14 protein-coding genes are annotated in these 14,168 nt (G+C 55.7%); 8 read left to right on the top strand and 6 right to left on the bottom strand.

Annotation, left to right across the window (positions count from 1 at the left end; genetic code table 11):
- Positions 1 to 122: 122 nt before the first annotated feature.
- Positions 123 to 476: a hypothetical protein gene (locus CPJ18_RS08710; RefSeq protein WP_103657748.1), complete on the top strand. Its 354-nt coding sequence runs from the start codon at positions 123 to 125 to the stop codon at positions 474 to 476.
- 10 nt (positions 477 to 486) lie between these two features.
- On the opposite strand, the gene CPJ18_RS08705 is transcribed toward CPJ18_RS08710, so the two are convergent.
- The 3 genes from CPJ18_RS08705 to CPJ18_RS08695 all read right to left on the bottom strand — a co-directional run bounded on the left by CPJ18_RS08705 (position 487) and on the right by CPJ18_RS08695 (position 2,591).
- Positions 487 to 1,239, bottom strand: coding sequence for a phosphodiester glycosidase family protein (locus CPJ18_RS08705; protein ID WP_103657747.1), 753 nt, complete (start codon positions 1,237 to 1,239; stop codon positions 487 to 489).
- Positions 1,240 to 1,418: 179 nt separating this feature from the next.
- Complete coding sequence (locus CPJ18_RS08700) at positions 1,419 to 1,580, bottom strand: entericidin domain-containing protein (protein ID WP_077101287.1); 162 nt, start codon at positions 1,578 to 1,580, stop codon at positions 1,419 to 1,421.
- A gap of 114 nt (positions 1,581 to 1,694) precedes the next feature.
- Positions 1,695 to 2,591 (bottom strand): LysR family transcriptional regulator, encoded by an 897-nt coding sequence (locus tag CPJ18_RS08695; protein WP_077101289.1) that lies wholly within the window; start codon positions 2,589 to 2,591, stop codon positions 1,695 to 1,697.
- Positions 2,592 to 2,821: 230 nt separating this feature from the next.
- On the opposite strand from CPJ18_RS08695, the gene CPJ18_RS26985 reads away from it, so the two are divergent.
- Both CPJ18_RS26985 and glgX read left to right on the top strand, forming a co-directional pair.
- Positions 2,822 to 3,037 carry a DUF1127 domain-containing protein gene (locus CPJ18_RS26985; RefSeq protein WP_077117122.1) on the top strand — a complete coding sequence of 72 codons (216 nt, stop codon included), beginning with the start codon at positions 2,822 to 2,824 and terminating at the stop codon, positions 3,035 to 3,037.
- 125 nt (positions 3,038 to 3,162) lie between these two features.
- Positions 3,163 to 5,250, top strand: a complete 2,088-nt coding sequence (gene glgX, locus CPJ18_RS08685; RefSeq protein ID WP_103657746.1) for a glycogen debranching protein GlgX — start codon at positions 3,163 to 3,165, stop codon at positions 5,248 to 5,250.
- Positions 5,251 to 5,307: 57 nt separating this feature from the next.
- On the opposite strand, the gene CPJ18_RS08680 is transcribed toward glgX, so the two are convergent.
- Positions 5,308 to 5,739: a response regulator gene (locus tag CPJ18_RS08680; protein WP_103657745.1), complete on the bottom strand. Its 432-nt coding sequence runs from the start codon at positions 5,737 to 5,739 to the stop codon at positions 5,308 to 5,310.
- Positions 5,740 to 6,121: 382 nt separating this feature from the next.
- Between CPJ18_RS08680 and CPJ18_RS08675 the strand changes: the two genes are divergently transcribed.
- Entirely contained in the window at positions 6,122 to 7,120 is a 999-nt protein-coding gene (locus CPJ18_RS08675; protein WP_421424788.1) for a GlxA family transcriptional regulator, read from the top strand.
- Here CPJ18_RS08675 and CPJ18_RS08670 read toward each other — a convergent pair.
- Positions 7,117 to 8,592, bottom strand: a complete 1,476-nt coding sequence (locus CPJ18_RS08670; protein ID WP_103657913.1) for an NAD(P)H-hydrate dehydratase — start codon at positions 8,590 to 8,592, stop codon at positions 7,117 to 7,119. The two genes, CPJ18_RS08675 and CPJ18_RS08670, sit on opposite strands and share 4 nt — an antisense overlap.
- A gap of 348 nt (positions 8,593 to 8,940) precedes the next feature.
- Here CPJ18_RS08670 and CPJ18_RS08660 point away from each other — a divergent pair, with 348 nt between their 5' ends.
- The 3 genes from CPJ18_RS08660 to hspQ all read left to right on the top strand — a co-directional run bounded on the left by CPJ18_RS08660 (position 8,941) and on the right by hspQ (position 11,233).
- Positions 8,941 to 9,279 (top strand): P-II family nitrogen regulator, encoded by a 339-nt coding sequence (locus CPJ18_RS08660; protein ID WP_038542987.1) that lies wholly within the window; start codon positions 8,941 to 8,943, stop codon positions 9,277 to 9,279.
- 67 nt (positions 9,280 to 9,346) lie between these two features.
- Positions 9,347 to 10,756 carry a type I glutamate--ammonia ligase gene (gene glnA, locus CPJ18_RS08655; protein WP_077101300.1) on the top strand — a complete coding sequence of 470 codons (1,410 nt, stop codon included), beginning with the start codon at positions 9,347 to 9,349 and terminating at the stop codon, positions 10,754 to 10,756.
- 147 nt (positions 10,757 to 10,903) lie between these two features.
- Positions 10,904 to 11,233 carry a heat shock protein HspQ gene (gene hspQ, locus CPJ18_RS08650; RefSeq protein ID WP_077101302.1) on the top strand — a complete coding sequence of 110 codons (330 nt, stop codon included), beginning with the start codon at positions 10,904 to 10,906 and terminating at the stop codon, positions 11,231 to 11,233.
- Between the two features lie 70 nt (positions 11,234 to 11,303).
- Here hspQ and CPJ18_RS08645 read toward each other — a convergent pair whose 3' ends face one another.
- Positions 11,304 to 11,960, bottom strand: a complete 657-nt coding sequence (locus CPJ18_RS08645; protein WP_077101304.1) for an invasion associated locus B family protein — start codon at positions 11,958 to 11,960, stop codon at positions 11,304 to 11,306.
- 321 nt (positions 11,961 to 12,281) lie between these two features.
- Between CPJ18_RS08645 and CPJ18_RS08640 the strand changes: the two genes are divergently transcribed.
- Positions 12,282 to 14,108, top strand: a complete 1,827-nt coding sequence (locus tag CPJ18_RS08640) for an extracellular solute-binding protein (protein ID WP_103657743.1) — start codon at positions 12,282 to 12,284, stop codon at positions 14,106 to 14,108.
- Positions 14,109 to 14,168: the final 60 nt, after the last annotated feature.

Below are 14,168 nucleotides of genomic sequence, written 5' to 3'. Positions count from 1 at the left end.
ACCCGCAGCTGAACGCGGTTTTGCATAGATTGCGCCCCGACCATATTGAACGCATTTTACATGTGGATTATCGGGCATCTTGCATATCGAGAGAACGTCAACTTCAGAAACGGTGACACATCATGCAGGCCACGGCTTCGACCTTTCCAGACCGCGACACCGTCGCATCGAAAATCACTACCATGACGGAAGACGATCAGGCCTGGTTGAGGCTGCTGTTGGAAAATGCGCTGCAGGACGCAAACCTTCTGGAAGGTCTGCATCTGTTTCTGGATCAGCAATCGCAGGCGCGGTTTCTGAACGCGTTGAAGCTTGAAAAATGTGGCGAGTGGTTCGGCAACAATGGCCCTGCCCGCATGCAGATACGTCTTCATGAAGTCTCAAAAAGCAGCCAGCATGCTGCCTTTGCCGCGTTTCGCGCCGGATTGACAAAGTCAGGCGGACTGGAAAAAGCCTACCCAAAATCACCGCTATAAGGGTGCGGCCCTAGTCCGGCACCCTATCCACCACGGCGATGATCGGCCCCATGGGGTGCCACCAGTCACGTCGCTTGGCCGCAGGTATGTCCACACTGGAAATGCTGCCATCGAGATAAAGGGCGTTCGGCGTGTGCAGCCGGTCGCGAAACAGCGTCGCGAAATCGTAGAAGCGGACGGCGTTTTCGGAGATTGCAAAGTGGACCTTACCGTCATCCGAGACGCCAACGCCATTGCGTGTGTTCAAACTATCGCTCTTCGGCAAAAATCTCGGATGGAGTTGGCCGTTGATGACGAGCATAGGCCCCGATTGCGTGGCGAAATCCGGCTTGATATTGCCGTTGAGGTAAGCGCTCGTCTCCAGCACACCGGCTTTCTGACCATCCATAAAGAACACGCCATTGGGCTGCATATGGAAATTGCCCCAACCTCCACCGGTGCTGATGGCGGACGTTTCGACGCCGTTTTCGATGTGAAGACCAACCGGTGACAGATCCCGGTGATACATGCCGCCATTCATGGCGAAGGTGACGAAACTATGCTGTCTCCACAGCGCAGAGGACAGCGCCTCGAACGAGCCGTAAGGTTTTCCAGCAACATGATCCCACTGGTACAGCCGAATATTGCTCTTCGCCGGATCGAAACTGCAAACCGTATAGCGACCACCCATATGATCGAGAGCCTGACAGAAATCTGGCAACTCGGCTGCACCCGCGCTCGTCGAGAATAAAAACGGCAGCAGGTATCGTATCAGCTTGCGCATCGTTCCCCATGTCTCATCTATCTGTTGTTGGGAACGTGTAAAGCGCTGGAGGGCGACGAGAATAAGGCCTCTAAAGGCCTAAGAATTCTTTTCAGGAAAACACATCTAAAAACATCGTGACCATAAAAAAGCCGACGAAAATATCGCCGGCTTTTTCGTGTAAATCTCAGTGGAAGCTTTTAGCGGCGCGCGGCGCGATCTACGCTTCGTCCAGCAGCCTGTGTGCCGTCCACAGTACCAGCTACATCCTTGCCGACGCCGCGGATCGTGTTACCGCAAGAGCTCAAGGAAACGAGGGCGATGAGAACAGCGGCAGTGGTTGCGAAGAAACGTGTGAACATATTGAAACTCCCCTTATGTCTGCGCGCGCAGCGCAAACGATGATCGAATTAGCGCGCAGAAAACGCAGCACATGCCAACCGGTTCCGCGCTAAGGTAAAAAATAATTCCGCTGACTACAGAACCTGCGCAACATCCCGGAAAGCATTGCGAATGCTGTCGGCAACCGCCTGAACGGGGCGTGTCGGCTTGTCCGCAAGAATGAGGCGAATATCGAAGCAGCCAAGCTCCGGCAAACCGTCCTTCTCACTCAGGATGACCATGTCATTTTGCACATAGGAGCGCGGCAGCGGAGCGATGGCAAGATCGGCCTCGATTGCGGCCTTCTGCGCCATAGTATGGCCGCTGAGATAAGCCACGCGGAAGCGGCGGTTTTGTTTTTCCAGCGAGTTGATGGCTTCGGAGCGCCAGATGCAGCCATCTTCCCAGATGGAGATCGGCAAAGGATCGCGCATATGCGCCGTGCCGCATTTCGCACCCGCCCAAACCAGCCTTTCGCGCATCAGGACTTCGCCCGTGTCTCGCAGCGGCAGAGACGCACAGTTGACGAGTGCCAGATCAAGCCGGCCCTCATCCATGCGCTTGTAGAGCTGCGAGCTGTTATCGATGGTCACATCGACCATGATGGCCGGAAAAACCTCTGCAAAACGCTTGAGGATACCGGGCAGCAAACCCCGCTCGCCGATATCTTCCGGTGCACCAAGCCGCACGACGCCAGAGAGTTCCGGCATGACGAACCGCGCGACAGCCTCGTTGGACAAGGCAATCATACGCCGCGCGTATGTCAGGAGCGTCTCGCCATGCGCCGTCAGCGTCACGGAGCGCGCATCACGCAGGAACAGCGTCGTCTTCAACTGCTCCTCCAGCTTTTTGATCTGCATCGAAACGGCCGATGGCGTTCGGAACACCACTTCGGCAGCCGTCGAAAAATTACCGGTCTCGGCAATTGCGACGAAGGTTCTGAGGATGTCGTTGTCCAACAGAGGCAATGGCTGGCGGAAAGAAACTGTCATGAGACATGCTTTCAATTTTTCTGATCAATAGATCGATATCATTTCGTTTGATTGATTGTCAACGATCTCGCATTGTTTCCCGACAGACAAAGAATGGCGTCTCGAAATCACGCTTTAAAACATCACCAATTGTGATGAGAGACATAAAATTCATTCGTTTGATTGATGCGCCGCAAGCGCGCATATCAATCTTGTCTGACACAGAACGTGGAGCATAAAGGAGTTTCAAAATGACCACGATAACCCAGCATAGCCGGAGCCCGTCATGGCTTAGGCTTCATTCCCGGCATTGGCTTTCCCTAGCTGTCGAACTTGGCGGTGGTGCACTCGCATCATGGCGTCGCAGACAATCGCTGCGCGCATTGGAAGCCCTACCGGCAGATACATTGAAGGATATTGGATGGCCATCGAGCGACAGCAAACGCATGCGTATTGCCGCCAAGTAAGAGCGGCGCAAACGATGAAATAGATGGCTCGCAAGATTGAATCTTGGCGAGCCATTTTTTTGCACTGCGGAACAAATACCCGGCCACCACATTTCCCACTGCCCCAATCAAGCACGAGGATATCTATGGCCCAGTTCGGTTCCAGCATTTTGCCCGGCGACTTCACCCGTCTCGGCGCGAATTTCGACGGTGATGGTGTCAATTTCGCAATTTTCAGCGCGCACGCGGAACGGATCGAACTGTGCCTGTTCGATGAGGACGGCAAAACCGAAATCGAACGCATAACCCTTCCGGAATTCACCAATGAAATCTGGCACGGCTACATTCCCGGACTGAAACCCGGCGCCCTCTATGGTTATCGCGTGCACGGCCCATACGACCCTGAAAAGGGTCATCGCTTCAATCCCAACAAGCTTCTGGTCGACCCCTATGCGCGCGAATTGGTTGGCGATATCCAGTGGGGTACGGAGCAGTTCGGCTACAAGCTGGACGCGGAAGACAAGGATCTCTCCTTCGATGAGAGCGACAGCGCCGCCAAGATGCCGAAGTGCCGGGTGATCGATCCCAAAGATTACGACTGGGGCAACGACAAAAAGCCTGATGTCTCATGGTCCAAGACGATTTTCTACGAAACCCACGTCAAGGGCTTCACCAAGCTGCACCCCGGCGTACCAGAGAATTTGCGTGGCACCTATGAAGGTCTCGGCGACAAGCAGATCGTCGATTATATCAAAAGCCTTGGCGTCACCTCCGTCGAGCTGTTGCCGATCCACTCCTTCCCGGATGATTCCCATCTGCTGGAAAAGGGCCTGAAAAACTTCTGGGGTTACAACTCGCTCGGCTTTTTCTCACCGGCATCACGCTACTATGGCCCCAAGGGCATGGCAGGCTTCCGCGATATGGTGCGGGCGTTCCATGATGGCGGTATCGAGGTCATTCTCGACGTGGTCTATAACCACACCGCAGAAGGCAACGAGTTGGGACCGACCCTGTCCTTCAAGGGTATCGACAATTTCTCCTACTACCGCACCATGCCGGACAAGCCGCGTTACTACATCAACGATACCGGCACGGGAAACACGGTCAATACGTCGCATCCGCGCGTGCTGCAGATGGTGACGGATTCGCTGCGGTACTGGGCCGAAGACATGCACATCGACGGCTTCCGTTTCGATCTCGGCACCATTCTTGGCCGCGAGCCGGAAGGTTTCGATCAGCGCAGTGGTTTCTTCGATGCCGTGGGTCAGGACCCTGTTCTCTCCAAACTGAAACTCGTCGGCGAGCCCTGGGACATCGGCCCCGGCGGTTATCAGGTCGGTGGTTTCCCCCCCGGCTGGGCGGAATGGAACGACAAGTACCGTGACACGGTGCGCGAATATTGGAAGGACGAGGACGGCACCGCTGGCGATTTTGCAGCCCGTGTTCTTGGCTCAGCCGATGTCTATGACCTGCGAGGCCGCAGGCCTTGGTCCAGCGTGAACTTCATCACCGCACATGATGGCTTTACCCTGAACGATCTCGTGTCCTACAACGAGAAGCACAATGACGCGAATGGCGAGGACAACAAGGACGGCCACGGCGATAACCGCAGCTTCAACTATGGCGTAGAGGGTCCGACCGATGATGAGAACATCACCGCCGTGCGTGATCGCCAGCGCCGGAACTTCCTGTCCACCCTGTTGCTGTCACATGGCACTCCCATGCTGCTGGCCGGCGATGAATTCGGCCGCAGCCAGATGGGCAACAATAACGGTTATTGCCAGGACAGCGAGTTGAGCTGGGTTCATTGGGAAAATCTGCCAGAAAGCGCCGAAACGCTTCGCGCCTTTACCTCGAAGCTGATCGATTTGCGCCAGTCCCACTCCTTGCTGAGACGTGACAGCTGGCGTGACGGCACCCATGCGACGTGGCTGAACCCCGGTGGTGGGGAGCAGACACAGGAGCAATGGGAGGATGCAGGCAGCACATCGCTTGGCCTACGCCTCACACAGGACCAGCAAGGCAATTCGCCAGCGGAAGCGGATGAATGGCAAGACGTGCTGATCCTGTTCAATCCACATGATGGCGCTGTCGAGTTCAAGTTGCCGGACGCAGACCATGGCTGGATGACGGAACTGACGACAGCCGACCCAGCTGCACCGAGCAACAATATTGCCAATGGCGAAATCTATACCGTTGAAGGCCGCAGCCTGGTACTTCTGCGCGCGGCATAACGCGCCTTCGTCAGACAAAACAAAAAAACGCCGGCAGAGATGCCGGCGTTTTGGTTTTTATGGATGGCCGAGTTGCCAACCGCCTGATCTGGAAAGGCGCTTTCTCGAAGCACTCTTCGCTTTGGCAGCGATCCCGGCACGCAGAGCAAAGAAGATGTCATCGAAATGATAGGGCTTGCTGAAGAACCGCGCATCTGCCGGTAGGTGCAGCGTATCCGGCGCATGTCCCCCGGAGGTGACAATGACCGAAATATGCTGCTGACATGTGTCCAGCATGTGGACCAGATCAATACCCGAGAGACCACCGGGCATATCGATGTCTGTCACGACGGCAGAAATGGTGTGCACCTTGCCGATGATGGCCACCGCCTCCAGCACGTTCGATGCTTCCAGAACGGTATAGCCCGCCTCTTCCAGAACATCCGTCAGGGTGAATCTAATGATCGGTTCGTCTTCGACGACCAGCACGGTCAGGCCAGCTTCATGCATACGCAATACTCCGCTTAAAGGCACCGGACAGGAACGCTCAGCCCTTTTCGAAGAGCACCGTTCCATCACGTCAACAGAACGCGCAATTCGGCAATATCGGTCAAAGGCTGCGCCTAAAAATTGAAAACAATATTAATAAAATGCAAAATATCAGTTTTATCTCATGGATGGCTCTGCCTCCGACTCGGCATGTTTGAGGAACGTCAAACCGGCCACTCGGATCATTTTTTTGACACCGCATCAGCGCCGTCGTATCTTGTGCCGAAAGCGTCGCAAATGAGATATACAGCGGACCATTTCCAAGCAAGGAATTGTGTTTCCGCAATGGAGCATGGTCGTCGTGAGCAAAACTCCTCCCAAAAAACGCACCGTCGTCTTTTTCATGGTCCCTCAATTCACCATGCTGCCGTTCACGGCTGCGGTGGAAACGCTCCGTATTGCCAACCGCATGCTGGGTTATGCAGCCTACGAGTGGCGCTTGGCATCTGCGGATGGCCAGAAGGTCGCCTCCTCCAGCGGCATAGCACTGGAAGCGAACACCTCATTGGCGGATGAACGCAAATCGGTCAGCGGTGAAAATCGCCCCAGCATGGTGCTGATCTGTTCCGGCATCGATATCGAGCAATACAGCAACAAATCCGTCAATGCGTGGCTGCGCGAAGCGAACAATCGCGGCATTGCTGTCGGCAGTCTCTGTACGGGCGCACATGTGCTGGCTCAGGCAGGATTGCTGAATGGCAAGCGCTGTGCGATCCACTGGGAAAATCTACCCGGCTTCTCAGAAGCCTTTCCGCAGGTCGAGGTCTATGCAGATCTTTACGAGGTGGACGGCAACATCTACACCTGTGCAGGTGGCACCGCCTCTCTGGACATGATGCTGAACCTCATCGGCCAGGACTTCGGCGAAAACCTCGTCAACCGTGTCTGCGAACAGCAGTTGACGGACCGGGTACGCAACCCGCATGACCGTCAGCGCCTTCCGCTACGCGCGCGCCTCGGCGTGCAGAACGACAAGGTTCTGTCGATCATCGAATTGATGGAAAGCAATCTTTCGGAACCGCTGTCATTGCTTGACATTGCAGACGACGCCGACCTGTCACGCCGACAGGTGGAGCGGCTGTTCCGGCAGGAGATGGGTAGGTCCCCTGCCCGCTACTATCTGGAAATCCGGCTGGATCGTGCACGACACCTACTGGTGCAATCTGCCATGCCGGTTGTGGAAGTGGCCGTTGCCTGCGGTTTCGTCTCCGCATCGCATTTTTCCAAGTGTTATCGCGAAATCTACAATCGCACGCCGCAGCAGGAGCGTGCGGAGCGCAAGCTGGTGATGAGCGCATCCCGCATGGCCGCTGTCGCCAGCCAAGGCAAGCCCGTCCATTAGGACTGAAACGGACGGACCGCAGCAGCCAGATCTTCGGCGGTCAGACCCGCACCCAGCCTATGGGCCGTTTCGCCATGAAGCCAGACGGCAGCAGCGGCGGCTTCGAAAGCCGGAACCTGCTGCGCCAGAAAACCGCCCGCTATTCCCGCCAGGACATCACCAGAACCGGCAGTGGCGAGATAGAATGGCGCATTGGTATTGACTGCCGCACGACCGTCCGGTGCCGCAATGACTGTATCTGCACCCTTGTAAACGATAACGGCATTGCTGAGAGCTGCTGCCGCCTGCGCTTTCTCGATCTTGCTGAGATTGTCGTCTGCGGCGACACCGGGAAACAGCCGACCGAACTCGCCTTCATGTGGCGTCAGAATGCGAGGCGCGTCATTGGCGAAAAGATCGAACAGCTGCTGCGGCTCCTGCCTGAACGCCGTGATGCCATCCGCATCCAACACCAGCGCCTTGTCTTTCACCAGTGAGACGAAGCGACGTGCTTTCTCCATATCGCCAAAGCCGGGGCCGAGAACATAGGTCGCATGCCGCTTGTCATCACGCCAAGCCTCGAGCTCCCCGTCGGTTTCGATTGCCGACACCATCACAGCCGTCAGCGTCACAGAAAGGACACCCAGTGCCTCGTGCGGAGCCGCGATCGTGACGATGCCAGCACCGGCGCGAAAACCCGCCATCGCCGTCATGCGGGCAGCGCCCGTGGCGTGGGACGTGCCGGAGAATACCGTCAGATGTCCCCGCTTGAACTTGTGTGTGTCCTCGTGCGGCTTGGGGAAAGCGTCCACCCAGAGCGCAGGATGATTCTCAACGATAGAGCCGCAATGCCCTTTTAGAATGCGCTTGGGTATGCCGATATCGAAGACATCGACCGAGCCACACAAGGTGCGCCCCGGCATCAGGACATGGCCGGGCTTGCGCGCCACAAAAGTCACGGTCTGCTCCGCCCGAAAAGCCCGCCCAAGCGCAATACCGCGCCGCCCGCAAAGGCCAGACGGCAAATCGATGGCGATAACTGGAATGGACGCAGCCTCTACCTTAACAATAATGGCATTCACGTCATCCGGAACATTACGAGAAAGCCCCGCGCCGAAAATCGCATCGATGACGACGTCACCAAACCGTGGCTCGTAGCGATCAAGTGCGTCGACTGGCAGATCCCAGGCTTCGAACGCCTGCCGGGCAGCGCCCTTCAGCTTTGCCGCATCCCCAAACAGATAAACGGCGAGATCGGCCCCACTTTGCCTCAAAGCACGCGCGGCCACGAACCCGTCGCCGCCATTGTTGCCGGTGCCGCACAGCACGACATAACGAATGGCTTGTGGGTAGTGCTTGAGCGCAGATGCGGCGACCGCCTGCCCCGCGCGCTCCATCAATGAGGCGATGGAAATGCCGCTGGCTTCCGCGCCAGCGTCGATGCGCGCCATGGCGGAGGGATCTGTCAAAGCATGTCTGGTGGAGAACATCATGGTGGCATATTCAGCGTAAAATTCCGCAAAATGCAATCGACGCAAAATTAGGCAAAATTGAATGCACAAAATAAAATCAAATGGCTAAAAAATAATCTCATCCACATTCGAGCTTGCGCTTTTCAACCATGATGGAAAATCGGCAAAATCATCAAAAAATCGCCATATCGCTGTTCCTGAACGGTATTTTCGTCCACGAAAACAGCGAAGGCGAACCAAATTTAGCTTCATATCTCCATTTTTCGAAGTTTTTTTATTCAAAGCGGCTTCCGATCTGGCACGATACGTGCATTCTTGTGGCAGAGCGGAAAGACCGCTTTAACGGAAGAAGCGGAGAGATATTTTCTCATGAAAAAGATCGAAGCGATCATTAAGCCTTTTAAGCTCGACGAAGTGAAGGAAGCCCTTCAGGAAGTCGGACTTCAGGGAATAACGGTTACGGAAGCTAAGGGCTTTGGTCGTCAAAAGGGCCATACGGAACTCTATCGCGGCGCAGAGTATGTCGTAGACTTTTTGCCGAAGGTAAAAGTCGAAGTCGTGCTTGCGGATGAAAATGCGGATGCCGTCATCGAGGCCATTCGCAACGCAGCGCAGACAGGCCGCATTGGCGACGGAAAGATTTTCGTCTCCAATATCGAAGAGGTCATTCGTATCCGCACGGGTGAGACAGGCGTAGACGCCATATAAAAAGACTGCACCCAGCAAGAAAAGCTGGGGCTTCACCTTGTTATCAAAACACTCAAGGAAAAGTTTTATGACGACCGCAAACGATATTCTCAAGCAGATCAAGGACAACGACGTCAAGTTCGTGGACCTGCGCTTTACCGACCCAAAGGGCAAGCTGCAGCACGTGACGATGGACATTGCCTGCGTGGACGAAGACATGTTCGCCGATGGCGTCATGTTCGACGGCTCCTCGATTGGCGGCTGGAAGGCCATCAACGAGTCCGACATGGTGCTGATGCCAGATACGGCAACGGTTCACATGGACCCGTTCTTCGCTCAGTCCACCATGGTCATTCTCTGTGACATTCTCGACCCGGTCTCCGGCGAAGCCTACAACCGCGACCCACGCGGCACGGCAAAGAAGGCCGAAGCCTATCTCAAGGCCTCCGGTATCGGCGATACGATTTTCGTTGGTCCTGAGCCTGAATTCTTCGTGTTCGACGACGTGAAGTACAAAGCCGACCCTTACAACACAGGTTTCAAGCTGGATTCGTCCGAGCTGCCGTCCAACGACGACACCGACTATGAAACCGGCAACCTCGGCCACCGTCCACGCGTCAAGGGCGGCTACTTCCCGGTTCCTCCAGTCGACAGCCTTCAGGACATGCGTTCTGAAATGCTGACCGTTCTCGGCGAAATGGGCGTTGTCGTTGAAAAGCATCACCATGAAGTCGCGGCCGCCCAGCACGAGCTGGGTGTGAAGTTCGACACGCTGGTGCGCAACGCCGACAAGATGCAGATCTACAAATATGTCGTGCATCAGGTCGCAAATGCTTACGGCAAGACGGCGACGTTTATGCCGAAGCCAATCTTTGGCGACAACGGTTCGGGCATGCACGTTCACCAGTCCATCTGGAAGGGCGGCAAGCCGACCTTCGCTGGTGACGAATATGCAGGCCTGTCCGAGAGCTGCCTGTACTACATCGGCGGCATCATCAAGCATGCCAAGGCCATCAACGCCTTCACCAACCCGACGACCAACTCCTACAAGCGTCTGGTGCCTGGCTACGAAGCACCGGTTCTGCTGGCCTACTCGGCCCGTAACCGTTCCGCTTCCTGCCGTATTCCTTTCGGCTCCAACCCGAAGGCAAAGCGCGTTGAAGTCCGCTTCCCTGATCCGGCCCAGAACCCGTATCTCGGCTTTGCCGCGATGCTGATGGCTGGTCTCGATGGCATCAAGAACAAGATCCATCCCGGCAAGCCAATGGACAAGGATCTCTACGATCTGCCACCGAAGGAACTGAAGAAGATTCCAACGGTCTGCGGTAGTTTGCGTGAAGCGCTCGACAGCCTTGACAAGGATCGCAAGTTCCTGACGGCTGGCGGCGTGTTCGATGACGACCAGATCGATGCCTTCATCGAGCTGAAGATGCAGGAAGTCATGCGTTTCGAAATGACCCCGCACCCAGTCGAATTCGACATGTACTACTCGGCTTGATCAAGAACTAGAAAAGGCGGCTTTCGGGCCGCCTTTTCTTTTGGGTATGAATCGACAAGGTCATTCAAGAAAATGTGGTCCAGACACCAAATATCTTGATATTTTTCATTCAGACCCCAAATTGTGTGGGGAAAGGATGTGCATGCCATGAAACAAAGAGACGCAAAATTTACGATTGGCGAGGTTGTTCGCCACAGGGTGTTTCCGTTCCGCGGTGTGGTATTCGACGTAGACCCGGAATATGCCAACACTGAAGAATGGTGGAACGCAATTCCTGCGGAAATTCGTCCGGATCGCGACCAGCCGTTTTATCACCTTCTGGCAGAAAACGACGACACCGAATATGTCGCCTACGTGTCCGAGCAGAACCTTGTCCACGACGAAAGCGATCAGCCGCTTCGCAACCCGAATATTTCCCGCATCTTCGACACCACTCCTAATGGTGAGCTGCGGGCCAAGTCAGCAATGACGCACTGATCGTCCGAACTGAAATCTGAGCAACAAAAAACCGGCCTGAAATTTCAGACCGGTTTTTTTGTCGAACTGATTAGTTCGCAGGCTTGGACTTGGCAGCGTCCTGAGCAGCTTCGAGCTTCTTGCGAGCCTCTTCAGCCTTCTTCTGCATGCCTTCCTGCAACGAACGCTGGCTTTCGGCAAGCTGCGACTGCGTGATTGGCTGGCCATCATAAGCACCGGTGAAGCCGGAGAGAGCAATCTTGATCGGGTTTGGTGCGCGGCGGAAGTTGATGGAGGTGAACACGATCTCCGTGCCCTTCTTCATGCTGGCAATCATCGCATCCGTCAAAGGCACTTCAGCTGTGCACTTGTCGGGCAGGCAGACTGCGTAATCCAGCTTCTGGCCCTTGCCACCATCGATCTGCATCATCACGCCAGGAGGCAGAAGACGCGCCGTTGGTACGGAAACCTGAAGCAGCTTACGGTTGACCTTGCCTTCAACGCTGATGAGGCCGACAGCCGTGATCATCTGGCCATTCTGGGCAAGAACGACGTTCTGCACGACGCAAACATCATTGTCTTCCTGCTTGCTGCATGTCTTGAACCAGCCGAGTGGTGGTGCGCCAGCACCTCCGGCAGCCGGAGCAGCCTGCTGGGCCTGCGACACGGCAGGTGCAGACACGGCACCCAGAGAAACAACAACAGCAGCCAGGGCTGCACGGGTGATTGTGTTTGCGGTTTGCATCATAACAGTTCCGTCTCCTAAATTTTTATGTGAAGCAGAACGGCACGAACTGCTTAACATCACCGGTATCCGTCTGCCCGTTCCACTGTCGTTTAAATGAGGCAAATGCGTGACCCGACTGTTTCGGCAACTCTGTTACATCCCGCTGGGTGCGATATCCAGCACTTCTTTAACTTTTTCTTGAAGGCCGACAAGTTTTCCGTCGTCCGATGCCTGCCATAGTCGTGTGTGATACATTCGCGCGGGAATCAATACAAGGCGAGCGGTTTTGCGTCAAAGCGACATACCGTGACAAGACAGCCAGAATGCGACAGGACAATTAACATGCGAAGCCTTTTGGCGTTCATCCCTGCTCTCCTCTTTTCAGGTCTGGCGCTGGCGGAACCTCTTCACGGGATTTCGATGCATGGGACACCTGCCCTGCCCGCAGATTACAAGAATTTCCCCTATGTGAACCCGGACGTGAAAAAAGGCGGGCGCGTTTCCTACGGCGTCGTCGGCACCTTCGATAGCCTTAATCCCTTTGTCTTGAAGGGCATGCGCACAACGGCGCGCGGCGTCTGGGATCCGGAATTCGGCAACCTTATGTATGAGCCTCTGATGCAGCGCTCTGGCGACGAGCCGTTCTCGCTGTATGGTCTGCTCGCTGAAACCGCCGAGTGGGACGACGACCGCACCTTCATCCAGTTCAACCTCAACCCCAAGGCAAAATGGCAGGACGGCCAGCCGGTCACGCCCGAAGATGTGATGTTCACCTTCAATCTTTTGAAGGACAAGGGCCGCCCGCCCTTCAACAGCCGCCTGAACGGCGTGGCGAAGATGGAGAAGATCGGCGAGCACGGCGTGCGCTTCACCTTTAACGAAAATGCCAACCGCGAAACGCCGCTGATTCTCGCCTCTTCGACGCCGATCCTGCCGAAACACGCTATTGACCCTGACACTTTCGAACAAAGCGGCCTTGGCAAAGTGGTCGGCTCCGGCCCCTACCGAATCAAATCTCTGCGACCGGGAGAACGGGTTATCTGGGAGCGGAACCCTGATTACTGGGGCAAGGATGTGCCATCCAAGGTCGGCTTCGATAATTACGACGAGATCAGCATTCTCTATTTCCTTCAGGTGACGACGATGTTCGAGGCCTTCAAGAAAGGCGATATCGACATTTATCCCGAAGGCGATGCCATCAACGGATCAGCCGACACGTCCCATTGGGGACAGGCCTATAATTTCCCGGCTGTGCATCGCGGCGACATTGCCCGCGATATTTTCGAACCGCGCCAGCCATCCGGCATGTTCGGCCTCGTGTTCAACACCCGCAAAGCCATCTTCGCGAATGAAAAGGTGCGCGAAGGTCTGTCTTACGCGCTCGATTTCGAATGGATGAACCGCAACATCATGGGTGGCTCATTCAAGCGCACGCAGAGCTACTACCAGAACTCGCCGCTGGGTGCCTTCGGCAATGCCGCCGATGCAAGAGAACTTGCCCTGCTTGGAGATGCGGCCAAGAAGCTGCCGCCGGAGCTGTTGGCTGGCACCTACGCCATGCCCGTTACCGATGGTTCCGGTGCTGACCGCACCGTGCTGAAGCTGGCTGTCGATACGCTCAAGCAAGGTGGCTATACGATCAAGAACGGCAAGATGTCTGATGCCAAAGGCCGCCAGCTTGCTTTTGAAATCATGACCCAGAACCCGGCGCAGGAGCGGATCGCACTTGCCTATCAACGCTCCCTACGGCTGATCGGCGTCGACATGGCCATTCGCTCGGTGGATGACGGGCAATATCAGGCGCGCTCGAACAGCTTCGAATATGACATGATCATCCGCTCGCTACCATCATCGCTCTCTCCGGGTGCCGAGCAGCTGAACCGCTGGGGCTCTGCGTCGCGTGATGCCAATGGCAGTTTCAACTATGCGGGCGTTGCCGACCCTGATGTGGACCGCATGCTGGACGCCCTTTTGCAGGCGCGTTCCACCGAAGATTTTCAAGCGGCGGTGCGAGGCTATGACCGTCTGCTGACGGCAGGCCACTATATCATTCCGCTGTATCACATCGGTGCGCAGTGGGTGGCGCGCTGGAAATATATCGCAAGACCGGAGATGACACCGATGGTCGGAAACCAGAAACAGACATGGTGGGATGCCCGCGCTCAGTAAGCTGGTTCTCTTTTGGTAACGCCTTGCGCATGGCCAACAACGCCCCTAGATGGGGCAGAT

The sequence above is a fragment of the Agrobacterium rosae genome (assembly GCF_002915175.1).
In the GTDB taxonomy this organism is placed as follows: Bacteria; Pseudomonadota; Alphaproteobacteria; order Rhizobiales; family Rhizobiaceae; genus Agrobacterium; species Agrobacterium rosae.
This window is presented reverse-complemented; position numbering and strand designations above follow the sequence as displayed.

Coding starts and splice junctions, on each gene's coding strand:
- CPJ18_RS08695 (WP_077101289.1), bottom strand. CDS start 2,591: ATGACAGTTTCTTTCCGCCAGCCATTGCCTCTGTTGGACAACGACATC.
- CPJ18_RS08645 (WP_077101304.1), bottom strand. CDS start 11,960: ATGATGCAAACCGCAAACACAATCACCCGTGCAGCCCTGGCTGCTGTT.
- CPJ18_RS08710 (WP_103657748.1), top strand. CDS start 123: ATGCAGGCCACGGCTTCGACCTTTCCAGACCGCGACACCGTCGCATCG.
- glnA (WP_077101300.1), top strand. CDS start 9,347: ATGACGACCGCAAACGATATTCTCAAGCAGATCAAGGACAACGACGTC.
- CPJ18_RS08670 (WP_103657913.1), bottom strand. CDS start 8,592: ATGATGTTCTCCACCAGACATGCTTTGACAGATCCCTCCGCCATGGCG.
- CPJ18_RS08705 (WP_103657747.1), bottom strand. CDS start 1,239: ATGCGCAAGCTGATACGATACCTGCTGCCGTTTTTATTCTCGACGAGC.
- CPJ18_RS08640 (WP_103657743.1), top strand. CDS start 12,282: ATGCGAAGCCTTTTGGCGTTCATCCCTGCTCTCCTCTTTTCAGGTCTG.
- CPJ18_RS26985 (WP_077117122.1), top strand. CDS start 2,822: ATGACCACGATAACCCAGCATAGCCGGAGCCCGTCATGGCTTAGGCTT.
- CPJ18_RS08660 (WP_038542987.1), top strand. CDS start 8,941: ATGAAAAAGATCGAAGCGATCATTAAGCCTTTTAAGCTCGACGAAGTG.
- glgX (WP_103657746.1), top strand. CDS start 3,163: ATGGCCCAGTTCGGTTCCAGCATTTTGCCCGGCGACTTCACCCGTCTC.
- CPJ18_RS08680 (WP_103657745.1), bottom strand. CDS start 5,739: ATGCATGAAGCTGGCCTGACCGTGCTGGTCGTCGAAGACGAACCGATC.
- hspQ (WP_077101302.1), top strand. CDS start 10,904: ATGAAACAAAGAGACGCAAAATTTACGATTGGCGAGGTTGTTCGCCAC.
- CPJ18_RS08700 (WP_077101287.1), bottom strand. CDS start 1,580: ATGTTCACACGTTTCTTCGCAACCACTGCCGCTGTTCTCATCGCCCTC.
- CPJ18_RS08675 (WP_421424788.1), top strand. CDS start 6,122: ATGGTCCCTCAATTCACCATGCTGCCGTTCACGGCTGCGGTGGAAACG.